We start from the raw sequence: 23,313 nt of genomic DNA on the forward strand, positions 1-23,313 counted from the left end.
GAACGGGCGCGCACTCGACCGTGGGGAAGAATGACGCGCGAGAGCAAGCTACCCGCGAACCGGGCCGGACCCAGTGTCTCAGTTCCGCCGTCGACCGGTCACGGCCAGCCGGCCTCATACGCCTCGGCCCGGGCCGAGTACATCCGTCCTCCGCTGACGAAGTAGCCGTCGGTGTAGGTGGCTGTGTCGGACGGGATGCCGTGGGCGAGTGCGTAGAGCTGGGCCGCCAGGTCATCGGCATCGATCGCGCCGGAGCTGTCGCGATGGGGAGTGACGATCGCGGTCCTGTCGGCGAAGACCCCGGGCGCTCCCGTCAAGGTGATTCGGCGAGCGCGGTAGTCCCCGGCGCGAACGTAGGCGAGGGCCTGGCGGAGCACGGTGTCGTAGCGGGTGCCGGTCAGAGGTGTGGCGATGTCCATGGCCGACAGCGTCACACCCGTCGGCGGCGTCCTCGCCCGCGAAACGGTGCCCGGCACGGCGCCCTGTGGAGAGTCGCGTGCCCTGTGAGTGTGGTGCCGCTGCCTTGAGGGTTCCGGTCGTCTCTCCCCGGTTCTACGATGAAGACCAAGGCATTGGAGCTCATCATGAGTGCATCGCAGGCCGACCTCTGGAGTGGTCCCGTCGGGCAGTCGTGGGTGCGCAATGCACTCGCGTACGACACGATTCTCGAGCCGCTCGGTCGCGCGGCCCTCGACCGCCTGGACCTCGGCCCACCGCAGCGGGTGCTGGACATCGGGTGCGGGACCGGGACAACGACGTTGGAGATCGGACGTCGGGTGCGCCCGGACGGGTCGGCGGTCGGCGTGGACGTGTCCCGACCGATGGTCGAGTGCGCGCAGGCTCGCCTGGTGGATGAGGCTGATGCGGAAAACGTCGAGTTCCTCACCCTCGACGTGGAGAGCGAGCCGCTGCCCGGCCTGTTCGACGCCGCGTTCTCGCGGATGGGCGTGATGTTCTTCGACCGCCCCGGGGTGGCGTTTTCCGCCGTCCGGGCCGCCCTCGAACCGGGCGGCCGGCTCGCGTTCGTCTGCTTTGCCACGCCCGCCGCGAACCCGTTCATCACCGTCCCCACGGGCGCCGCGTTGGCCCGGCTCGGTGGTGCCCCTGTGCCTCCGCCGGGCGCGCCGGGACCGTTCTCGTTCGCTGACCCGGACCGCGTGCGCAGCGTGTTGGAGACCGCCGGCTTCCAGTCCGTCGAGGTGAACCCCGGCCCCGACGAGGTCACCCTCGGCCCCGCCGACCGCCTCGAACAACTCGCCCGGCAGGCGCTGGAACAGAACCCCCAGGCCATGATGGCGATGGCCGCCAACCCCGATGCCCGCGACTCCGCTGTCGCCGCGGCCGCGGCCGCGCTGGGTGAGCATGTCACCGACGGCGAGGTCCGTCTGGGCGCCGGAACCTGGGTCGTAGAAGCCCGTGCCCCCGGGGCGTGACAGGGCAGAAGCACCAAGGGCCGCTATCGATAGACCTCGCGCCGATGGGCAATATCGACAACGAGGACGGTCACCCGTTGATCCTCGATCGAGCAGATGATCCGGTAGTCGACCACGCGGTACCGCCAGAGGTGCTGGTCGCCGCGAAGTGCCTTCCCGAGATACCTGGGGTCTTCGCACCCGTGTATTCGCTCCTCGAGGAATGCCCGGATTCTCTGCTGCGCAGTCCTATCCTGTCGACCGAGTTTGGTGATGACCTTCTGGACGTGCGGCGTGACCTCGACCAGATACGCCACCTCAGGACCAGTCCACCTGGTCCAACGGGATCGCGGAATCGTCTGACTGCCTGAATTCCTCCAGACGGTGCCGGGCCAAGTACCAGTCCTCCATCTCGTCGAGCCCGCTGCGGATGAACTCGCTCGCGTAGAACGACTTGGACCTGCCGGTGATTCGAGCCAGATGGTCCAGACGGGCGATGGTTTCGTCGTCCAACTTGGTGTTCAGCTGTTTGGCCGTCATGACACCCCTTCCGCCGCTATACGAGTATAGACCCAGTGACCACCCTGAGACCGTGACCATCCGGCCGGTCGATGTCGAGAGCGTCATTGACGACAAGCGTGGGGGCGAGCCACTGCGAGGCGCGGCGTCGATCTGGCAGCCTCCAGGCAACTAGATTCCTGCCGGAAACCCCTCCCCTTCTCAAGTTATAGCTGGTAGGGGGCCTTGCGGCAAGACCCCGGTGGGGGCGCACACTGTCGCCATGTCCCCCGAGGCACCCGGCATCTTCGCCCTCCCCGATCACCTCGCCCACAAGGCTGACCCGGCGCACATCGCCGCCGACGAACGCCACCTCGCCGCCATCTCCCACGCCCTCGACCAGAAGGTCGCCTCCCTGTCCGCCCGTCTGGACGCCCGCCGCCGCGACCCCGCAGGCCGCGGCGCGCAGACCATCGAGCGCGACGCCGACATCCGTCGCCTCGTCGCCGAGCTCGCCACGCTGCGCCGCTTCGGGCTGGACGTGTGCATCGGCCACTACGCCACCGCCGCCGCCTCCCGCGCCCCTCAATTCGACTCCAGCCCCACAGCACCCGCGACCGCGCCGGTGTACGTGGGCCGCATCGGCCTCACCGATGCGGCCGGCACTCCCCTCCTCGTGGATTGGCGCACCCCGGCCGCCGAGCCGTTCTTCGCCGCGACGCTCGCCGATCCAAGGGGCGTGACGTATCGCCGTCGGTACCGGTGGTCGGGCGGGCGCATCGTGGACTACTGGGATGAGGTCTTTGGCGACGACGACGAGGTCTCCGCTCACGTCAGCCCCGACGACCTCTCGGCGTTCGTCTCGAGCTTGTCCGAGGCGCGGACCGGCCGAATGCGGGATGTGCTCACCACGATCCAGGCCGACCAGGACGCGATCATCCGCGCGGACTCCCAGGGAGCCCTCATCGTGGACGGCGGACCCGGCACCGGCAAGACCGTCGTGGCGCTACACCGAGCGGCCTACCTACTGCACGCCCAGTCCCGAGAGGGGCTACGCCGCGGCAACCTGCTCCTCGTCGGGCCGCACCGGCCATACCTCGATTACGTGGCAGATGTGCTCCCGTCGCTCGGCCAGCACAGCGTGCAGACGGCGACCGTGGCCGATCTCGGCCTCGCGGCGCTCGGCGGAGCTATCGCGGCACCGCCCGGCGGACTGCCCGACGAATCCGGTCCCGACGTCGGCCGCCTGAAGTCCGAGCTCCGCATGGTCGAGGCGATCGAGGCCGCGGTGCGCTTCTACGAGCAACCGCCCGAGCAGTCGATGGTGGTGCAGACCGAGTGGGTGGACCTCCGCCTGACGCCGGCCGACTGGGCCGAGGCGTTCGGCTCGGTCGAGGACGGCACTCCCCACAACGAGGCTCACCCGCAGATCCGCGAGACGATCGCCGAGATCCTCGTTGACCGGGCCCTCCATAACAGCGCCGGCGGCGTGCCCGAGGAGGTCCTCCGCGCTGAGCTCGCAGCGCACCCGGACCTGCACCGCGCCCTGTACCGGGCATGGCCGATGATCAGCGCCACCGACCTCGTCGGGGATCTGTGGACTGTCCCGTCGTACCTGCGCCTGTGCGCACCGTGGCTCACCACCGACCAGATCCGGCTGCTCCAGCGACCCGCGGCCGGCGCGTGGACGACCGCGGCCCTGCCGCTCCTGGACGCGGCCCACCACCGGCTGGGCGATGCCGATCGGGCGCGCAGATCCCAGCGTCACCGGGCCGAGCGATCCGCCGAACTCGCGAGGCGCCAGCGGGTGATAGACGACCTCATCGCCGCCGACGACGACCCCGAGGGCGTCTCCCCCATGCTCCGCCACGCCGATCTCCAGGAGGCACTGCTCGACCCGTCGACCGACGACGAGCCGACTGCTGGCGCGGCCCGCCTCGCAGGACCGTTCGGTCACATCATCGTCGACGAGGCGCAGGAACTCACCGACTCAGAGTGGGCGATGATTCTGCGCCGCTGCCCGTCGGGCAGCCTCACGGTGGTCGGCGATCGCGCGCAGTCCCGCCGCGACTTCGACGAGTCCTGGCCCGAGCGACTGGAACGCATCGGCCTCTCCCCTGCCCGCATCACTTCCGTGCATCTGAGCATCAATTACCGCACGCCCGCCGAGATCATGGAGGCCGCTGCCCCGGTGATCCGGTCGGTCCGTCCCGAGGCCAACGTGCCCGAGTCGGTGCGCCGCAGCGGGATCCCCGTCGAGTACGGCCACGTCGAAGATCTCCAGCACGTGATCGACGGTTGGCTCGCCACCCACTCCGAGGGCACGGTCGGCATCATCTGCGCGCCCGGCACTACCGTCCCCGACTTCAACGAATCCGACCGCGTCCGCTCGCTGACCCCTGCGCAGGCCAAGGGCCTCGAGTTCGACCTGGTGGTTCTGGTCGACCCGGAGACGTTCGGTTCGGGCGTCATCGGTGCAGTCGACAGCTACGTGGCGATGACGCGGGCGACGCAGAAGCTGGTCGTCCTCAGGTCGTAGTTTCCCGCCGGGCGCGCAGCGTCACAACGCCGACGCCTGCCTCAGCGCTACGTCCGCGATAGGTCGCTTGAGCAACTGTTCTGGGAAGATGTCGAGCTCCAGCCCACCGCCGATGCCGCCCGTCGCCGCTCACACCAACGAACATTCGCAGGTCGCTTGACTCCAGACGCTGCACCACCCGGCGCGCCAATTCGCCTTCCACGAGCCTGTACTTCGACCACTTATCGCCACTCTCGGCGGACATCGAGGCCGAGAAGACGCGCCGACCCCGTGCGTTCACAGTCGTGTTCGCCTCGAAGACGGGGCTCGGCACCATCCACGCCTGTGCGATCGAGCCCCGCGTCACGTCTACGTAGACGAACATCATGTCCAGGTCGCTGCGTGGGTAGAAGGACGAGTCGCGGACAACAGCCTGGAAACGGCCTCGTTGCACCACCAGTCCGTCTGACATTCGCGCCTTCACTTGGACCGCGAGAGTGGCGGTGTGTTCGCGCAGGTGGAAGACCAGGTCGACGCCCTCGTCGTCGATGATCGACGTCGACACGTTGAGCTTCGCGCGGGACTGCAGGATGCAGGTGGCGGCGACGAGCAGCTCCGCCGCCTTGCCCATTCGCCCAGAGTCCGAGGACTTCTCAAGCTAATCGTCAGGCCCCATTCCCGAACTATAGGGGCCGCCCGACGAACCGGGTGGCCCACGAGCGCACCAGCCCGTCAGCCGACAGTCGCACCGGTCAAGCAGAGTGGATCTCCGCGCCGCGGTAGTGTCCGTCGCCGCGATCGCTGCGGTCGCCGCCGCCGGACTCTTTGTGTGGTTCTTCGTCACTGGGTAGCCCCAAGCTCCTGACCAGGGGCGCCCTGAAAGCGCCTTTCAGGGCACCCCTGGCCAGAGGCGGCTTTCAGCCTTGTGAACGAGCACGCGCGCCGCAGTCGCCTCTCATTGCTCCCACCGCTCGCTTCTGTCCGTTGGTCGGTCGGTGCCCTGGGCACGGAAAGTACTCAGGCCCGGCTCCCTCTCGGGAACCGGGCCTGGTACGTGGTAGCGGGGACAGGATTTGAACCTGCGACCTCTGGGTTATGAGCCCAGCGAGCTACCGAGCTGCTCCACCCCGCGTCGGTTGCGTCACCGACAGTACGTGCGACCGTCCGAAGCTCCAAATCGGCAGACGAGTAGATGCACGTCGGTACGGACCGAGCCAGCTACACCGACGCCGGGCGCATACCCATCAAACGCGGCACCGATATCCGCCGCCTGGTCGCCGAACTCGCTACGCTGCGCCGCTGCGGGCTGGACGTGTGCATCGGCCATTACACCGCGGCCATTTCAGACCCCGCCGACTCCAGTCCCACAGCACCCGAGGCCGCGCCGGTGCACGTGGGCCGCATCGGCCTCACCGATGCGCCCGGCACCCCCCTCCTCGTGGACTGGCGCACCCCGGCCGCCGAGCCGTTCTGCGCTGCGACGCACGCCTATTCGAGCGGCGTCACCCATCCAGGCAGTACTGGAGGCGGGGGCCTGCAGGGGTCGCCGGCGCAGGGCCGACCGAAACGCAGAACTCGCGAGGCAGCATCTGGTGATTGACAAACTGATATCAGCCGACGACGACCACGAGGCGGCGCGCCACGGCGAAAAGCCTGTCGCAATTGCGAGTATTAACCAGTAGCTGAGGGGCGCTTCCTGCGCCTGAATCTCGTCACCGTGTACCGCGCCACCACCAAGCGTGACAGAATGGGCAAGATTTGGTGCGACTGACCTTCGGCCAATGCACTTGGAGCACCTCAGCCCCAGCGATAAGCACGAAGCTGTGGAACATGGACATTTGGCGAAGAAAGGACAATTGTGAACGCCCCACGACCACATCTCGGACCCTACAATAGGTTCTCCCGGATCGATATTAACAATTGGCGACAATTCAGCCGAGTTGCTATCGAGTTCCACGAACGCCTCACCGTCCTTACCGGAGCCAACGGTGCCGGAAAAACTACCGTGCTGAACCTGCTAGGACCACACTTCTCGTGGAAGCCGAAATTCCTCGCAGAGGGAGAATTAGATCAGAACTTTGCAGACCGAGAAAACCGCCGAAATCAAACCGCCTCGGAGTCAGTACGCCTTTCCTACACCAGCGGCGCCACAAGTCGTCTAATCTCCACCGGTCGAGGCACCTCTCCCTACCAAGTTGAATGGCAGAGTCAGCAGACTGTGCCAGGCCTATTTATCGCGTCACACAGGAGCCCCCCGTCCCCAAAGCAGGTTAGCAGCATACCGACTTCATTCGGCGATCTCAACAAACTACTGAACGAGTACATCTCTCAAGAACTACTTCGAATAAACCCCGAGAATACAACATTCCTGCGCGGCAGCAATATGCCCGCCTACAAACTGAAAGAGTCACTTATAGGTGCCGCCGTTTTTAGCCAGACGACGAGCGCCGTACAAGCCGACAGATCGGCGGTCTACCTATGGGAGGGGATTCAATCTCTACTGTCCCGCCTGCTGCCCAGCGAAATCGAGTTTCAAAGGCTTTACGTCAAGTCTTCCGAACTATTCCTGGAAACCAAGTCCAACAGCTTCCCTCTCGACGCCATGTCGGGGGGCATCAGTGCGATTGTCGAATATGCGTGGATGATCCTCCTTGCCTCACAGGACAGCAGCCAATTCACAGTATGCTTCGACGAGCCTGAAAACCACCTCCACCCCAGCCTCCAACGACACCTCATGCCGGCCCTTATAAGTGCCTTTCCAAACGTTCAGTTCGTTGTTGCCACCCACAGCCCGTTTATAGTCAATAGCAGCACCGAGTCGAACGTTTACGCACTCGACTTCAGCCCGAATGGCCAAGTGGAGAGCAGGGCTTTGGACTTCGTGAACAAGTCACAGGCGGCCGAAGAAACGCTCCGCAATGTGCTCGGCGTATCGTCAACTCTTCCCGTTTGGGTCGAGCGAGACATGGATCGCATTATGCGAGACTTTAGTTCACTTCCACCGCAAGCCGATCGCGCCCGCTGGCTAGCCGACCAGCTCCGTCAAGCCGGACTTGAGTCCGAGTTTTCCGCGACGGTTCTTGCTCTCGCAAATAGGCAGCAATGATTCGAATCTTCAAGTCTCCTGCCCCGGAATGGATTACGCGCAACCGGGAAAGACTGACGAACGATTTCTTAACGGATCAATCGAAGTCGCCGTGGCGGCACGAACACATCAAGTCAGCCCTTACCCGCGAGACTCATTCGAAATGTGCGTATTGCGAGAGCTATATTGCGGCAGTCGGCTATGTGAACGTAGAGCACATTCGTCCTAAGTCGCGCTTTCCCAGACTAGTCCTTGAGTGGACGAACTTGGTGAGCGCATGCAGCCGTTGCAACACCAATAAGGGCGATTATTACTCATCGGAATATCCATTAATCGACCCCACTTCAGAAGATCCGTCTCGACACCTCGTGTTTATGGGTGCCGCTACATTCCCTTACCCAGGTAACCGAAGAGCGATCGACACCATCGAAGTACTACAGCTCAACAGAGCAGACTTGTTCCATCAACGTGAGAAGCGCATTAACGAACTTCTTGCGCTACTTCACTCGCGCAAGCATTGCAATACGGAAATGGAGTCGGTACTGGATACCGCTATCGCTGCGCACTTCGAACCGGCCTCAGAATATTCCGCGGCACTACTTAAGTTCTTCAACGACATGCCGGGTCTTCAGCCAAAGGCCCCGTCGGAACGCATCGAGGGAACAGCCTAGGCTCAGTCAACGATGGTCTTTTCGTAGCATGAGTCTTCTCCCAGCTGCGACCGCATTGGGCAAATTAACGTCACCCCACGGCAGGTGAAGCGGGTCCAGACCTTGCATCGCGATTGACTGCTAGACTGGTTTGTCACGTGCGTACCCCGACTTATGCGGCGGCGGGAACAACTGCCAACTACGCTCCGTACCGGCCTGCCCCTCATCTCTTCGGCCCAGTTGCGGTCCCATCCTCTGTGCGAAGTCGGCCCTCGGCGCTGAAGGCCGGCGGGCGAATAGTTCCCTCAAGAGTGAATCGGAGGTCAGCCGACAGCCGCCGCCTTCCACGCCGAGTGGATCGCCCCGTGGATGTAGCCCACCTCGCCGGCGTCGCCGATGACCTCGCAGTCGATGCCAGCGGCACGGAGCTCGTCGGCCAGCGGGGCGGCTGCGGTGGTGCCGTCGGCGTAGATGACCATGTCGGCAGCGGCAGACTGGGCGCGACCCTTGGCGTCAGTCCAGGCGACCGTCGACTCGGTGATGTGGCTGACCTTCACCCGACGCTGGATATCGACGCCGTGCGCCTTGGCGTGGCGCACCGCGGTCCAACGACGCGGCATGGCCAGCGGTAGCCCGAGCTGCTGGGACTCGTGCAGAAGGGTGACCTTGCGGCCGCGCTCGGCGAGAAACTCCGCGAGCTCCAAGCCCACCAGCGAGCCGCCAATCACCACGACGTTCTTGCCCATCGGCAGCGCGATCTTGGTCAGTCGCCGGATCCACGAGGGGCGCTTGGTGATGGTCGAGAGCCTGCCCAGCCGCCCGACGGTCCGCAGGAAGAACCCGGCCTCGTCGGCGGTGGCGGTGCCCAGCATGGTCGCGCGCAGCGAGTCGCCAGTGTGCACGTGCGGCAGGTCGCCGCCCGGAATGGACGGGGCCGGACGCTTGGCGCCGGTCGCCACGATCACCCGGTCAGCGCCCAGCGCCCGGATCGACCCCACCGTCGCCTCGGTGTTCAGCCGCACGTCGATGCCGAGCCGCTTGACCTCGGCCTCGAAGAAGCGGATGAGAGGCTCGTTATCCGGCGTGGTCAGGGTCGAGAACCACATGGTTCCGCCGAGGCGGTCGGCCTTGTCGAGCACGGTCACGCGGTGCCCGCGCTCGGTGAGGACCAGCGCGGACTCAAGACCGGCGGGGCCGGCACCCACCACCACGACGTGCTCGCGCTTCGGAGCGAGCGTGAGTGGCAGGAGCGTCTCGTTGCCCAGCGCCGGGTTCACGGCGCAGAACGGGGTGTCGTCGAAGAAGTTCTCCGCCACGCAGAGGTAGCAGTTGATGCACGGGCGGACGCGTTCCGGCGTGCCGGCGGCCAACTTGTTGGGCAGGTTCGGATCGGCGAGTAGCTGCCGGCCCATGGCGGCGAAGTCGACCTTGTCGTCGTCGATCGCCTTTTCCGCCACCTCCGGCAACATGCGGCCCACGGCGATGACGGGGATCGACACGGCCTTCTTGATGGCCGCGGCGTTGTCCACGTACGCGCCGATCGTGTCCGGGAGGGGGCCGTCGGTGAAGTTGTCGAAGGGGTTGCGGCCCCAGCCGGTCACGTGGATGGCGTCGGCGCCCGCGCGCTCGAACAGCACCGCGGCCTCGGTGGCCTCGGGCAGGGTCAGCCCGCCCTCCTGCCCGTACTCCTCGCCGGACACGCGCACCAGCACGGCGAGCTTCTCGCCTACCCGCGCCTTGACCGCCGCGATAACCTCGCACGCCAGCCGCGCCCGGTTGATGAGCGCCCCGCCGTAGGAGTCGGTGCGCTGGTTGTCGCGTCGGTTGAGGAACACGCCCAGGATATAGCCGTGCGCCACGTGGATCTCGATCGCGTCGGCACCGGCCCGGGCGATGCGATCGGCGGCCTCGGCCCAGGTCTCGATGAGCCACGCGATGTCGTCGTGGTCCATCTCCTTGTAGACCGTCTTCTTACCGCCGGTGGCGGCGCCCATCCGGCCCAGCTCCTCGCCGGTGCTGTCGGCCAGGGCGGAGTAGTCGTAGTCGTAGTCCGGGGTGCTCGGCGCGATGAGGGGGCGGTCGTTGGCGATGTCCACGCGCGCGACCTTGCCGTGATGCGTGGACTGCACGCACAGCTTGGATCCCGCCGCGTGCACGGCGTCCGCCAGCGCCTTGAGGCCCGGGATGTACTTGTCATCCGACAACCCCGGCTCCTTCATGGACGCCGCGCCCACCGGGAACGCGATCGCGCACGCGCCGGTGATGATGAGCCCTGCTCCCCCGGCCGCGCGGGCGACGTAGTGGTCGATCTCCCGCTGCTCGATCTCGCCGTCCTCGGACACGTTCATGTCCATGGCCGGCAGCACGATGCGGTTGGGCGTCTCCATGGGGCCGATGCGGCCGGGCGACATGAGGCGAGGGAACGAGGTGAGGGTCGTCACGTTGATGATGATACGCCCGAATTGACGGGTGTCTAGAACGGGTTCTAGTTCTGGGGGCGGTTGGTGGTGGTCGACGGGGTGTTAGGACGACGACGATGCCAGCGAGTGCGTCTTGCAATCCCCTACCAGTTGCTGCCTTGCCGGCTGAGTCGGCTACGAGCAACTACTCGTCATCGGCACGGAGGGCATCACGCAGACCCACAGTCGGCAAGCTAATTCCAGCCGCCCGGTCGATCGCCGCCCCAGCCAGCAACCCGTTGTGCGCATCGGCGTACCGCCCCGAGACACGGCCTTTACGTGTCCTGTCCAGGGCGTACCTGGCCGCTGCGGAGCGAATCTTGTCCGACTTCTTCATCGCCTTCACGAACGCAGTTGGAGACTTGAAGATGAGATACTCCGCATTGGGTCCCGAGGACTTGTGCACGGGACCAGCCATCGACGCACCGCGATGCTTCAGTGCCCACCACGTCATGCGGGCCGGAAGAACGGTGCTGTCTGTCGCAACACCTAGTTCCAGCCTCCCGCCCGGTAACTCGTTGAGGTAAAAGACCTCGAGCATTCCCATATTGAGGGTCACCAGGCGCTTGACTCCACCTCCCATCCTCAGGCTCGGAAGACACGATAGGGACCAAAACTGGCCCTGCGTGCGCCTCGGGAAGAGCACGCACCCGTGCAGATACGTCGCAACCGCTTCCAGAATCGACTCGAACTCAGGGTGTGAAGAAAGCTCTTCGAACCTGGCCTTCGAGCGCACCTCCGCCGACTTTCCGCCGAGGACGGTCTGATCGGCCTCGCCAGCCCGACGATCAGCGGCTGCAGGGCTGTTGAACCATGCCTTCTGTTCCTCCACCGAGATGAGCTCGTCTAGAACGGACGTCCCGTAGATCACTGCGCTGTGCTCTCGGTTGAAACAAGTGAACCCGTTTCGGCAGAGGTCGTAGATCAGCTCGCGCTCTGCCGCCCTCAAGGTTTCTGTGTTCGGAGATTCCGGCATGTACCGGAACGACTGTATATTCGCGTGGTCATAGTTCTTGACGTGCTGCCGCAACCTCGACACCACCGACGTGCTCGAGATTCCTACGTACACCTCGTTGGCCTCCCCCTCCCACATGTACAGACCCGCCGGCTTACCGCTCCGCCTTTTCGCTAAAGCTCTAAGCGCCTTGTCAGACATGGGGGTCGCCGGCCCGAAGCCCTGCTGATCTGCCCACGTGGCGACAGCGGGATCGGGCACCCAGGTTGGGATCAGCGAGTTATTAAGAGAAGCCATTGGTGGAGAGTAGGTTCTTAGTAAGACACTCGTCCGCGAGCAGCGTCTAAGTTGGTCCGGCCGTGCTGAAGAATCCCGGCTTTGTAGCGGGAATGCGAGCGACGACGCCGGCCCGACGAGGGCGGGCAGCCGCGAGTAGCGGAGCAATCCACTGGATCGTCTCGGTCCCCGTGCCGCACCCTCTATCCTCTGAACCACCATGCCGCCCAACCCTGACATCATCTCGGCCGCGCTCACGACCGCGACGTCGTTCGTCCTCAACGCGGTCGAGGTCTTGCGTTTCGGCGGCCTTCAGACAGACGAGGAGCAGTCTCCGTTCGAGATCGTCACCCGCCGCCCGATGTTCCGGCTGCGCCGCTACTACCCGCCAGCGGCGGGGGACGCTGGCCACAGTGGGGTCCACATCGAGGAGGAGGAGCCGCCGCGGCCGCCGATCGTGCTCGTTCCGCCGATGATGATCTCCGCGGAGGTCTGGGACGTGTCCCCCTCGACCAGCGCAGTGGCCGCGCTGCACGAGGCCGGCATGGACCCGTGGGTGATCGACTTCGGCGCCCCGGACCTCGAGACCGGCGGTCTCGAACGCACCCTCACCGACCACGTGGTGGCCGTGAGCGACGCCGTCGACCTCGTCACCGCGGCCACCGGCCGTTCGGTGCATCTCGGTGGGTACAGCCAGGGCGGCATGTTCTGCTACCAGGCCGCGGCCTACCGGCGCTCACGCGACCTCGAGAGCATCGTGACGTTCGGTTCCCCCGTCGACTGGCGCGGCAACGCCCCGCTCGGCATTCCCGAGCAGGTGGTCGTCACCATCGCACGCCTCGTCGCCGACTACGTCTTCAACGAACGCCCACTGCCCGGGTGGTTGGCCTCGACGGCGTTCCGTCTGCTCGATCCGATCAAGACCGCCCGTTCACAGGTCGACTTCCTGCGCCAGCTCCACAACCGCGAAGCACTCCTCGGCCACGAACGGCAGCGCCGCTTCATCGGGGGCGAGGGATTCGTGGCCTGGTCCGGGCCCGCGATCGTCGACATGATGCAACAGGTAGTCATCCAGAACCGGATGATGGTCGGTGGATTCGTCGTCGGCGACCATGTTGTCTCACTCGCGGACATCACCTGCCCGATCCTCGCCGTCTTCGGCGAGGTCGACGAGATCGGCGTCCCGGCCGGCGTCCGCAAGATCGCGTCCGTCGCTCCCGCGGCCGATGTCTACGACTTTCCGGTCCGCGCCGGGCACTTCGGCCTCGTTGTGGGCTCGACCGCCGCCTCGCAGACGTGGCCCACCGTCGCTCACTGGATCGACTGGATCGAAGAGCGAGGGGCCCGACCGGAGGGGATCACTGAGGTCGACCCCGACACCGTCATCGACTCCTCCCCCACCAAAGCGATCATGCTCGCGGCGGACGGGGCGTTCCAGGCCGCTGGACTCGGGGTCGGCGTGGTGCGCGGTGCGGGGCAGCTCGCCTTGGGCGCGCTGCGGACGACGCGAGCCGTCGGATACGAGGCGGTGCGCGCGGCACCGCGTCTCATCCGGCTGGGGCAGATCCAGCCCGCGACCCGGATCTCCTTCGCCAAGATCATCGACGAACGCGCCCGGAACCAGCCGAACGACGCGTGCTTCCTGTTCTCCGACCGCGTCCACACGTTCTCCGCCGTCGACACCCGGATCACGAACGTCGTCCAGGGCCTCATCGACGTCGGGGTCCGGCAGGGCGACCACATCGGCGTGCTCATGGAGACGCGACCCTCGGCGTTGGTCGCCATCGCCGCGTTGTCGCGGCTCGGCGCCGTGGCCGTGCTGCTCCCCCCGTCCCAGTCACTGCCCGAACTTCTCCAGCTAAGTTCCGTGACCGACGTGGTCGCCGACCCCGAGCACGCGTCCAAGGTCACCGATGCCGGAGCGCGGGCGCTCGTGCTCGGCGGTGGCGGCGGTGAGCGCGACCTGCCCGCGGACCTCGGCGAGGACGTCGTCGACCTCGAGCGTATTGACCCCGAGGCGGTCGAGTTGCCCCGCTGGTACCGGCCGAATCCCGGCCGAGGGGGTGACCTGGCCTTTGTGTTCTTCACCCGCTCCACGGGCACGTGGCAGACCAAGCTCGTCACCAACCACCGGTGGGCGGCGTCCGCGTTCGGCACCGCCAGCGCTGCGCGTCTCACCACCGAGTCCACCGTCTACTGCCTCAGCCCTCTCCACCACCCATCGGGCCTGCTCACCACCGTCGGCGGCGCCGTGGCGGGAGGAGCCCGGATCGCGCTCTCCCGCGGTTTCGATCCGGCGACCTTCGACGAGGAGATCCGCCGCTACGGCGTGACGGTGGTGTCCTACACCTGGGCGATGATGCGCGAGTTGGTGCGCGGGCCAGTGCATCCGCGCGAGACGCTCCCGACACTCTCACTCTTCATGGGGTCAGGCATGCCCCGTGGGCTGTGGCGGCGGGTCCTGGACCGCTACCCGGGCACGCGGGTCCTCGAGTTCTATGCCGGTACCGAGTCCGATGTGGTCCTGGCCAACCTCACCACCTCCAAGCCGGGCGCGCGCGGACGTCCACTGCCCGGCACCGCCGACGTGCGTCTCGTCGAGGCCGACCCCGACACCGGCGCGATCCTCGCCGGCCCCGATGGCTTCGCCATACCCAGTGAGATCGACGCACCCGGCGTACTTCTCACCCGGCCCAGGCTCGGATTGGACGCTTCCGTGCGCCAACTCCGTGGGGTGTTCCGCCCCGGCGACACGTGGGTGTCGACCAATGACATCTTCGAGCGTGACAGGGACGGCGACTTCTGGTTGCTCGCGGCGGCGAGCACCGTCATCCGCACGACCCATGGGCCCGTGTATCCGATCCAGGTCGCCGACGCACTCGGGGACCTTCCCGCGGTTGACCTGGCCGTGGTCTACGAGGTGCCCGGCGCTGAGGGGCCGGTCGCCGTTGCCGCGGTGAATAAGTGGGGTTCAGAGGCGATCACCGCGGCCGACATCGGTGGCGCTCTGGCCTCGGTCCCGCCCGCCGGGCGGCCGGACCTCGTCCACGTCGTCAAAGACATCCGGGTGACCAACTGGTACCGGCCGGACCCCAGGACGCTCGCAGCCCGGGGGCTGCCGAAGGCCGGCCCGCGGACCTGGATCCTCGATCCCGACACTGGTCAGTACGTACGGCTGACCAAGGCTGTGCGGGACGGGTTCAATTAGATCCTTCCGCTCGCGATCGGCGGTCGTCCAAGCTAATTAACGAAGCAGGTCGACTCACTAGGATCGAAGCGTGTTCCCGTAAACTTTCCGTCAGGACTACAACGCGACCCTTCAAGCAAGCACATCAACCGTCACGCTAGAGCCATTCATATGCGAGAATAGCCCATATGGATGCTTATGAAAGCGAAGTTCCTATTTGGCCCGAGCTTGTAGTGCCCACACTCAAGGCTCTCTCTGATGGCCTACCCCACCACCGCAGACAAATCTTCGATACCGTCGCCGAGCTGATCACGCTCAGCACTGAAGCTCGACAGGAAACGTTGAAATCTGGCGGTTCGAGATTCGAACAACGTGCGGGCTGGGCATTGAGTCACCTGAGCAAGGCCGAATGGGTCGACCGGCCCGAGAGAGGCCATTACCTCATAACGCAGGCTGGCAAACAGGCCCTTGCGACCTACCCAGGAGGATTCGACTACTCGCTTGCGAGGGTAGTATTCACCCCGTTCTGGAACGACAAGGTTCAAGAGGACACTTCGCCTCCGCCGGAATCCGTCTCCGAGCTCACTGATCCCATCGAAGTTATCGAGGACGCGATCTCTCGAATTGAGAAAAACGTCGGTCAAGAACTTCTTGAGAGATTGAGAAACAGCCACCCCGACTTCTTCGAGCAGTCCGTGGTCGACCTCCTCTTAAGCATGGGCTACGGCGGGGCCGGAAAACGAGGACAAAGAATAGGCAGAAGCAATGACGAAGGTGTTGACGGCCTAATTGACCAAGATGCACTTGGCCTAGACCAAGTTTACGTTCAAGCAAAGAGATACAAAGACGGCAATAACGTGGGTCGAGAAGCGATCCAGGCGTTCGTTGGCGCACTACACGGCTTTGGCGCGTCACGAGGAGTATTCCTCACGACGAGTTCTTTCACCTCAGGCGCTATCGACTACGCCAAGAAGGTCCAGTCGCGCATCATCTTGGTCGATGGCGAATATCTGGTCAGCCTTATGATTGAGCACCGAGTCGGCATCGAAGAGGAAAAATCGTTCAGCGCAGTTAAGGTGGATCAGGACTACTTTGACTAACTACCGAAGGCGTTTGAAGAAGGCGGCTGAAGCAGGCGGCTAGCCGCAATTCGCGACTAGCGGCCTTCACTCACTTGCGACCACGATCGGCGAGTTCCCACCACCCTCTAGGGGATCCCCGCTTAATTAGGCCCTCCTTGGCCATGGAATTGCGTTCCCAACGCATAGCATTTCGCCAACGGATTTCTCCTCCGGTAAGCCCGTTGTAGTCTCCCGGTCGGAGTTTACCCTTCAACCGCTTCTCGGCCACCCTTAGCAGCTCATTCATCTCACGGCCGCCTCCAGTCTCCATAAGCAGTTCGCATATGAGCGGCCGGAACTCCGCCTGAGGCGTCACATCTGGATCCTGCTTCCTGCGACCCTTCACCTGTCGAACTCCTTGGATGATCGGAAGTTTGCTGCTACTGCTGCCTGATTGAGTCCTAGACTTTTCGGGGAGGGTTTACCCCGCCCTTCAAGCAGAAGATCGCGTGGGCCATGTGGGGTGCATCCATGGATGAAAGGCCCTTGGTCTCGGTTGACTCAATATTCGATACTATCTGGATCCCCCAATCCCGTTTGTGTCCTCGACGAAAGTCGCTGGAAGAGACCGTGATGCTGCAAGGACAATCCGCGCACCGCCGCAAAGAGACTGTGGGTCTTCTATAACAACAAAATGCTGGCCCCGCGCCGGACTCTAGCCTGGGATAAGCCAGCGATCCGCCGCTAGCGAGCTTGAGTCCAGTGTGGGTGAGCGGTTCGTTTGGAGTTTCGCCTCGCAAGCAGGTCGACCATATCTTCTTGTCGTGTCTATCCCACCGCAAGCAAGTACGAGACGACCGCACCAGTCCGCCAATGCCGTCGCGGCCAACCTTCGCTTGACAGCAGAGCGCGCGCCCCCCTCATGAGAGCCTTACTGACCGCCCCTCAGCTTGTGATACTCCTCGGTGGTCATCTGCACCAGCCGCGAACACCGGCCGTCCACGTTGTCCACGTACCCGATCGACCGCACGTAGGGCGCGATCACCTGCACCTTCTGCAGCGGGGTGACGATCAGCAGCTGGATGCCGAGTTTGGCGAACAGCTCCAGCGCGTAGCGGGTCGAAGAGTCGGAGCCCCGGCCAAAGGCCTCGTCGATCACCGCGAAGCGGAAGTCGCGGGCCTTGTCGGCTCCCCATTCCAGTCCGAACTGGTAGGCCAGGGACGCGGCCAGGATGGTGTAGGCCAGCTTCTCCTTCTGCCCGCCGGACTTGCCGTCGGAATCCCGGTAGTGCTCCCATTCCTGATCGGTCTCGCGGTCCCGCTCGGAGGCGGAGAAGGTGTACCAGTTGCGGACGTCGGTGACCCGGGTGCGCCAGGCGCGGTCGCCGTCGCTGTGGCCCTCCCGGCCCCGCAGCCGCTCGAGGATGGCCCGGACCTGCTCGTACCGCTCCTCGGAGTACTGCCCCTCGCCGCCGAACGCCTGGTCGGTGACCCCCCGGAGGTCGGCGCGGAACTGGCGGACCTCCTGGTTGACAGTGTTCTCCCGGTCAAGACGCACGTACCGGCCGGGGTTGAAGTCGATCGCCCCCAGCGCCTCGTTGGTCTTCTCGATCTTCTGACCGATGTCGTCGGCCTGGCGCAGCAGCCAGTTGTGGAAGCCGGCCAGCTCCCGGATCGTGTTCTTGCGCAGCTGCTCCTCGAACTCGCCCACGAACCGCGGGAGGTCGTCGTCGGCCAGGCGGGCGTGGAACCGCACGAACTCGTCCCGCGCGGCGATCGAGGCGTCCATCTCCTTGGTCTGGTCCGGCCACCGCCGGCAGATCTCGGCCATGGCCTGCTGGATGCGGGTGGTCAGGGCGTTGAGCTCCCGCTGGGCCCGCTCCACGTCGGCGTCCACGGCGTCGGCCAGCGCCTGCTCGGCGGTGTGGGCCTCGTCCGCGGTCTGGGCGTACTCGGCGCCCTTGTCCTCGGTGTAGCCCAGGCGCTCGCGCAGCTGCGGGTACACCTCCCGGGCGGCGTACAGCAGCTCGTCGTCGAGCTCGGCCAGGGCGCGCTGGTCCCGCGCCATCTGCCGGGTCTCGTGGTCGATGCTGCTCTGCCACCGACTCCGATGATCGGCCAGTTCCCGCTCGTCCTCCGCCAGCGCGACCCTACGGCTGTCGAGGTCGGCCAGCCGCCGATCGATCTCGGCCATCTCGCTGCTGCCCTCGACCAGCCGGCGCCGCTCCGCCTCGGCGGACTCGGCGCGCTCGTTGGCCTCGGCCCAGTCCAGGTCCCGCCACGTGGTGTACTCCGCCAGGCGGATCAGCGCGGTGCGCGCCTCCCCCAGCGTGGCCTGGTCGCGCACGGCGGCGTCGAGCCGGGTGGCCCGCTCGGCGACCTCGCCCTCCAGCTGGGCGCGGCGGGCCCGCAGCGCGGTCACCTTGTCCTCGGTCCGCCAGCCCAGCACCCAGCCGCGGGCGTCGGTGGCCGACTGCCGGTCGTCCTTGACGTGCCAGCCGCGGGACCGGATCTGCCCCTGGATGGTGACGGCGCGGTCGGCGGCGCGGAACTCCTCCATGGTGTCCGCGCAACGGTGGTCGGCGCGGGCGTAGAGCTCCTTGGCCAGGTAGCCCCGCAGCGGGGAGTCGGCGATCTCGATGGTGTCGGCCAGCAGCAACCCCGCCGCCTGCGGCCGCTGCAGCGGAACGTGCCGCTCGGGCACCCGCTCGTAGACCAGCCGGACGCCCACCTCGCGCCCGTCGGACCGGCGGGCGGTGAGCCGGCGCGAGTTCACCCACTCGGACACGCCCGCGTACAGGCTCTCCGGGACCAGCAGGGACACCGCGAACCCGCGCAGCACCCGCTCGGCCGCGCCGCGCCACTGCGCGTGCTCCTGGGCCACGTCCATCAGCTCGCCCGCGAAGGGCAGGTCGGCGGCGTCCACGCCGAGCTCGGTGCACAGCTGGTCGCGGACCTGCAGCTGCTCGGCGGGGATGTTGCTCGAACGCGCAGACGCGCTCTCCAGCTCCTGGGTCACCTCGCGCAGCAGCCGCCGGCGCTCACCGTGGTCCATCACCAGGGCGTCGTGCCGGGTCTTGAGGTCGGCGGCCAGGGCGTCGAGCTCTGCCTGGCGGGCGGTGACGTGCTCGGCCAGGCGGGTGAACCCCGCCTCGTCGGTCACCGGATCCAGTCCGGCGCGGTGGAGGGCGTCGGTGAACCGGTCCCGACGACGACGACGCTCCTCGAACTGCTCCCGGGCGGCGGAGGCGTCTCGCTCAAGATCCCCGACGCGGTTGCCGCCGGATTCGGCGCGCACGGTGACCAGGCCATCGCGCTCGGTGGCCAGCTCCTGCGTGCGCTCGCGCATGCGGGCCAGCTCGGCGACGGCGGTGGCGACCTCGTGGCCCAGGGTGTCGATCTCGGACTGGCGCAGGCTCAGCCGCAGTTCGGCGTAGTAGGGCCGGATCGCCATCCGCTCGTCGCGCAGCCGCTCGCGGCGCCGCAGGGCCGCGTCGTAGGTCTCGATCTGCTCGACCAGCGGCTCCAGCGCGTCGAGCTGGGTGCGGGCGCGCTTGACGGCGTCGTGGGCGCGGGTGAGGTCCTCGAAGTGCCGCAGGATCCCCTCGATCCGGGCGGAGGCGTCGGCGGGTTCGAGCATGTGGGTGCGGACGAACTCATTGAGGTCGCCCACCGACTTCATGGAGATGGTCTGGTGGAACAGCTCCATGGCCTGCTCGGACCGGATCCCCAGCAGCCGGCGCATCGCGCGGCCGTAGGTCGGGAAGTCCTTCTCCACCGCGGCGCCGGAGTCCTTGAGCCGGGTGAGCAGTGTGGACAGGTCGGTGCCGAAGTCGGTGAAGTCGCCCTCGATCGACAGCGCCCGGTCGGCGGTGACGAACCGGCGCCACGGCTGGCCGGTGGCGTCCTGCTGCTGGAAGACCTGCGCGAGGGTCACCTCATCGCCGTAGCCCTCGTTGCGGAACACGCCCAGGATCACCGAGTACGAGCGCGCGTCCCGCAGCCCCACGGGCCGGACGGTGCCGGTGGCCTCGTTGCGCTCGGTCTTGTGGTGGCCCTCGACGTAGGACCGCAGCGTGCGCTCCTTGCGGGCGGCACCGGCGGCCTTGTTGTAGTCGATCCGGTGCGAGGGCAGCATCAGCGTGCTCACCGCGTCCACGAGGGTGGACTTGCCGCTGCCGATGTCGCCGGTGAGCAGGAGCGTCTCCCCCGCGGAGTCCAGATGCCACACCCGGGAGTCGAAAGTGCCCCAGTTGAGGACCTCCAGCCGGGCCAGTCGGAACCCGGGGCGGCTGCCCGCTCCCAGCTCCACGGAGGAGAACAGTCCGCTGGTGGTGGCGCTCGTCAGGCTGCTAGTCATGCTGTGCCCCCGCTTCGGCGTACTCGGCGAGCTTGGCCGAGAAATCGGACAGGGTCTCGGCGTCGACGTACGCCTTGAGGATGCGGCGCACCTCCCACGTGCCCTTGCGGTCCTTGAGCTGGCGCAGGAACCCCATCCCGACGAGCCGGTTGATGGAGGCGTCGACCTGGTGAGCCTCTCGGGCCTCGTCGGTGCTGCGGGCCAGGAAGAGCTGGATCATCTCCACGATCTCGTCGTGCGTGAGCACCAGCTGCCCGGGGTCGCCGGCGGACTCGAACTCGGCGAGCCGCTTGCGCAGCAGGACCAGCAGCAGGCTGTCGGCGTAGGTCAGGCTCCGGCGACGGATCACTCGGGGAAGCGCGTCCTCGCCCTCCGGGGTGTCGGCGGTGCGCAGGTAGGCGTAGCCCTCGTCGTCGTCGATCACCACCTCCAGGCCGACCACCGCAAAGTGGTCACGGACGGCGCCCTGGTGGCGCACGAGGTCGTCCCAGGCGTCGGTCTCCTGGTAGACCACGCCCTGCATGAGGCGGATGGCGCTGACGGCCACGGCTCGTTCGGGTGCGGCGCGGTCGGGTGAGGGGCGGTCGGGTGAGGGACGGTGTGACTCGCTCATCGGCGCCTGACCTCCACCCGCGGCATCACCGCACGCATGGATCTGCCGGCCTCGTGGTACTGGATCACGGTCTCCTCGTGCTCGTTGGTGGTCACCTCGAGGTCGTCGTCCTTGAGCGCCAGGTAACCGACGATCTCGGCCGCCCCGTGCTGGAGTGGGTACATGGTGACGATGTCCTCCAGGCGGGCGGTGCCCCGGACCGGGATCAGCGCCCGAATGCGGGAGGCCAGGCGTGCGGGGTCGACGACGACCTGGTCGGTCAGCACCGAGGTGTCGACCTCCTCGGTGTCCACCGGATCGAGCAGGCTGTTGACCTCCGAGGCGGGCCGGGCGGTGAACAGCGGACGATCCGTGGGCAGCGCCACGTCGACGGCAGTCTCCTCCAGCTCCAGCCCGAGGTCCGGCAGCTCGCCCTCGCGGACCTGCAGCGCCGAGGTCTCGATCTGGCGCACCAGGTCCAGCACCCGGCGGTTCTCCAACCACACCTGGTCATCGGTGAAGCGGCGCAGCTGCTCGGAGATGTTGCGGACCGTCTGCTGCGTGCGCTCCGCGGCCTCCGCCCAGCCGTGGTGCACGGTGCGCAGGCGGCGGTCGGCGCCGAGCTCGTCGATGCCGGTCAGGCGCTCGAGCAGCATGGACAGCTCCTCCTGGCCCGAGGTGGACAGCAGCAGGTCGTAGAAGGCCTGGAAGCTGCGGCCCTGGTCGGAGGAGTCGATCATGCTGCGGCCGTGGACGAGCTCGGCCAGCAGCTCGCCCTTGCTGCCCTGCCACGTGGCGATGCGTTCGCGCGCCGAGCGGTCCAGGGCGCGGAAGTTCTCCTCCACCTGCCGGAAGTCGGCCAGCAGCTCGCGGGCGGTGGTGGCGAACTGCTGGTAGCGCTCGCGGACCGCGGTGCGGTCCAGCAGGCCGGAGGCCGGGTCCTGGCGGAGCTGGTCGATCTCCCGCTCGATGTCCTGCTTGCGGCGCTCGAGCTGGTCCAGGCGCTTGGCGGGGTCGGACTCGGTGCCCTGGGCGATCTGGCGCAGCAGGTCCACGGCGGTCTGCAGGCGCGACTCGGTGCCCACGAAGGACGTCTCGGGCAGCCCCTGCACCCAGGCGTAGGCCTTCTCCAGGGCCGGGGTGGCGTCGTAGTGGATCTCGTCGGCGCCCAGCGGGTAGAAGCGGCGCAGGAAGCCCGCCTCCGGGCCGGCCCAGTCCGCCAGGTACTCGGCGGCCGTGCGCAGGAAGCGTGGGTTCTGTGGATCCTGGGCGTTGATGGCGTAGAGCTGGTCGTCCAGCGCAGCCACCAGCTCTCCCTCGGAGCTGGCGCCGCGGCCCTCCGCCACGAAGAACCGGCCCAGCACTGTGAGCAGCAGCGGCGCGTGGGTGGCGCGCAGCATCCGCCAGGCGGGGTGCCGCTCGCGCAGCGCCTCGATCTGCGCGTACTCCACGTGGGGCTCCTCGGGGTGGGCGAACTGTCGGTCGCGGCGGCTCGTGCGCCGAGGGGACAGTCTAGGAGCGGGGGGTGGGGAGGTCGCGGCGGGGCGAGGGTGGGGGCGGGGTGATCCGGTCAGCTGACCAGGGAGGCCTCCTTGTCATCATTCTGGTCGTCGCCCCCGTCACGATGAGCCACGCCTCGTCGCCCAATGCTAATCTCGCAAGTTGGCCAACACGTGTTAATGGATGTCGGCGGACCTCAATTATCATAGTTCGACTAATGCGTTGTTCGCAGGTCGCAGCCGTCCCTCGGCTGAGGCCGCCGCCTTACTGGCCAGGCTTCATTGAGCTTGCACGTATCCCGCCCACACACTGCGGAGACGCGTATTATCGCTCGCAGTTCCAGGGCCGAAAGGACAGCATTTTTCAGACCTAGGATCGACGCCAAGGGCTGCCGCATGCCCCATTCAACCTTTAGACCTTGCTACTTTAATAGACGGTAGGAAACAATTGAAGTTCCTCTGCGTATTCACCTTCGGATCCATGGTTATCGAATCCAACGATCGAGAATCACTTGAGAATGAGCTCAAGGACCTTCACGGATTTGTTCGGATCGAGTTGACTCGGTAGCGAATGGCCCCGCTAGTGGCGGTTCATTGCACCGACCCACCTGCCTCCCGCCACAAATCCCCCCATCACCGATTCAGCCCCAGGGCCAACTCCCCGTTAGTCACAAGTGCCGCAACCCAGCGCGCCTCCTTGCCGTCGAGTAGTGCCCCATAGAGTGGTGTAACTCGGTGGCCGAGATCGTCTGCGATTCCGT

17 protein-coding genes and 1 tRNA gene are annotated in these 23,313 nt (G+C 66.3%); 7 read left to right on the forward strand and 11 right to left on the reverse strand.

Annotated features, from left to right (window positions below):
- Positions 1-98: 98 nt before the first annotated feature.
- Positions 99-419 carry a hypothetical protein gene (locus NR111_RS02805; protein WP_256819813.1) on the reverse strand — a complete coding sequence of 107 codons (321 nt, stop codon included), beginning with the start codon at positions 417-419 and terminating at the stop codon, positions 99-101.
- Between the two features lie 165 nt (positions 420-584).
- Here NR111_RS02805 and NR111_RS02810 point away from each other — a divergent pair, with 165 nt between their 5' ends.
- Positions 585-1,433, forward strand: coding sequence for a class I SAM-dependent methyltransferase (locus NR111_RS02810; protein WP_256819814.1), 849 nt, complete (start codon positions 585-587; stop codon positions 1,431-1,433).
- A 23-nt stretch (positions 1,434-1,456) separates the two neighbouring features.
- Here NR111_RS02810 and NR111_RS02815 read toward each other — a convergent pair whose 3' ends face one another.
- Positions 1,457-1,729, reverse strand: a complete 273-nt coding sequence (locus tag NR111_RS02815) for a type II toxin-antitoxin system RelE/ParE family toxin (protein ID WP_256819815.1) — start codon at positions 1,727-1,729, stop codon at positions 1,457-1,459.
- 1 nt (position 1,730) lies between these two features.
- Positions 1,731-1,952: a ribbon-helix-helix protein, CopG family gene (locus NR111_RS02820; protein WP_119192871.1), complete on the reverse strand. Its 222-nt coding sequence runs from the start codon at positions 1,950-1,952 to the stop codon at positions 1,731-1,733.
- Between the two features lie 241 nt (positions 1,953-2,193).
- Between NR111_RS02820 and helR the strand changes: the two genes are divergently transcribed.
- Positions 2,194-4,449: an RNA polymerase recycling motor ATPase HelR gene (gene helR / locus NR111_RS02825; protein WP_256819816.1), complete on the forward strand. Its 2,256-nt coding sequence runs from the start codon at positions 2,194-2,196 to the stop codon at positions 4,447-4,449.
- Here the strand turns inward: helR and NR111_RS02830 are convergent.
- The gene (locus tag NR111_RS02830; RefSeq protein WP_256819817.1) at positions 4,439-5,059 is read right to left on the reverse strand and encodes a hypothetical protein; all 621 of its coding nucleotides are present in this window, start codon (positions 5,057-5,059) and stop codon (positions 4,439-4,441) included. The genes helR and NR111_RS02830 overlap by 11 nt on opposite strands.
- A 424-nt stretch (positions 5,060-5,483) precedes the next feature.
- Positions 5,484-5,560, reverse strand: a tRNA-Met gene (locus NR111_RS02835).
- 60 nt (positions 5,561-5,620) lie between these two features.
- On the opposite strand from NR111_RS02835, the gene NR111_RS02840 reads away from it, so the two are divergent.
- The 3 genes from NR111_RS02840 (at position 5,621) to NR111_RS02850 (ending at position 8,184) form a co-directional block, all read left to right on the forward strand.
- Positions 5,621-6,028, forward strand: a complete 408-nt coding sequence (locus tag NR111_RS02840) for a hypothetical protein (RefSeq protein ID WP_256819818.1) — start codon at positions 5,621-5,623, stop codon at positions 6,026-6,028.
- Positions 6,029-6,286: 258 nt separating this feature from the next.
- A complete protein-coding gene (locus NR111_RS18660; protein WP_256819819.1) occupies positions 6,287-7,534 on the forward strand; it encodes an AAA family ATPase in 1,248 nt (415 codons plus the stop codon).
- Positions 7,531-8,184, forward strand: coding sequence for an HNH endonuclease (locus tag NR111_RS02850; RefSeq protein ID WP_256819820.1), 654 nt, complete (start codon positions 7,531-7,533; stop codon positions 8,182-8,184). The genes NR111_RS18660 and NR111_RS02850 overlap by 4 nt, the downstream gene beginning before the upstream one ends.
- A 302-nt stretch (positions 8,185-8,486) precedes the next feature.
- Here the strand turns inward: NR111_RS02850 and NR111_RS02855 are convergent, their stop codons facing one another.
- Together NR111_RS02855 and NR111_RS02860 are read right to left on the reverse strand one after the other, a co-directional pair.
- Positions 8,487-10,574 (reverse strand): FAD-dependent oxidoreductase, encoded by a 2,088-nt coding sequence (locus tag NR111_RS02855; protein ID WP_256819844.1) that lies wholly within the window; start codon positions 10,572-10,574, stop codon positions 8,487-8,489.
- A gap of 193 nt (positions 10,575-10,767) precedes the next feature.
- Positions 10,768-11,874, reverse strand: coding sequence for a GIY-YIG nuclease family protein (locus tag NR111_RS02860; protein WP_256819821.1), 1,107 nt, complete (start codon positions 11,872-11,874; stop codon positions 10,768-10,770).
- Between the two features lie 199 nt (positions 11,875-12,073).
- Here NR111_RS02860 and NR111_RS02865 point away from each other — a divergent pair, with 199 nt between their 5' ends.
- Together NR111_RS02865 and NR111_RS02870 are read left to right on the forward strand one after the other, a co-directional pair.
- Complete coding sequence (locus NR111_RS02865) at positions 12,074-15,061, forward strand: AMP-binding protein (protein ID WP_256819822.1); 2,988 nt, start codon at positions 12,074-12,076, stop codon at positions 15,059-15,061.
- Between the two features lie 167 nt (positions 15,062-15,228).
- A complete protein-coding gene (locus NR111_RS02870) occupies positions 15,229-16,140 on the forward strand; it encodes a restriction endonuclease (protein WP_256819823.1) in 912 nt (303 codons plus the stop codon).
- Positions 16,141-16,210: 70 nt separating this feature from the next.
- On the opposite strand, the gene NR111_RS18795 is transcribed toward NR111_RS02870, so the two are convergent.
- From NR111_RS18795 to NR111_RS02885, 4 genes are all read right to left on the reverse strand, one after another.
- Positions 16,211-16,432: a winged helix-turn-helix domain-containing protein gene (locus NR111_RS18795; protein ID WP_374210679.1), complete on the reverse strand. Its 222-nt coding sequence runs from the start codon at positions 16,430-16,432 to the stop codon at positions 16,211-16,213.
- A gap of 600 nt (positions 16,433-17,032) precedes the next feature.
- Complete coding sequence (locus NR111_RS02875) at positions 17,033-20,461, reverse strand: ATP-binding protein (RefSeq protein ID WP_256819824.1); 3,429 nt, start codon at positions 20,459-20,461, stop codon at positions 17,033-17,035.
- Positions 20,454-21,074: a DUF4194 domain-containing protein gene (locus NR111_RS02880; protein WP_256819825.1), complete on the reverse strand. Its 621-nt coding sequence runs from the start codon at positions 21,072-21,074 to the stop codon at positions 20,454-20,456. The genes NR111_RS02875 and NR111_RS02880 overlap by 8 nt, the downstream gene beginning before the upstream one ends.
- Positions 21,071-22,504: a DUF3375 domain-containing protein gene (locus NR111_RS02885; RefSeq protein WP_256819827.1), complete on the reverse strand. Its 1,434-nt coding sequence runs from the start codon at positions 22,502-22,504 to the stop codon at positions 21,071-21,073. The genes NR111_RS02880 and NR111_RS02885 overlap by 4 nt, the downstream gene beginning before the upstream one ends.
- Positions 22,505-23,313 lie beyond the last annotated feature (809 nt).

Source organism: Dietzia sp. Die43, assembly GCF_024519835.1.
GTDB classification, from domain to species: domain Bacteria; phylum Actinomycetota; class Actinomycetes; order Mycobacteriales; family Mycobacteriaceae; genus Dietzia; species Dietzia kunjamensis.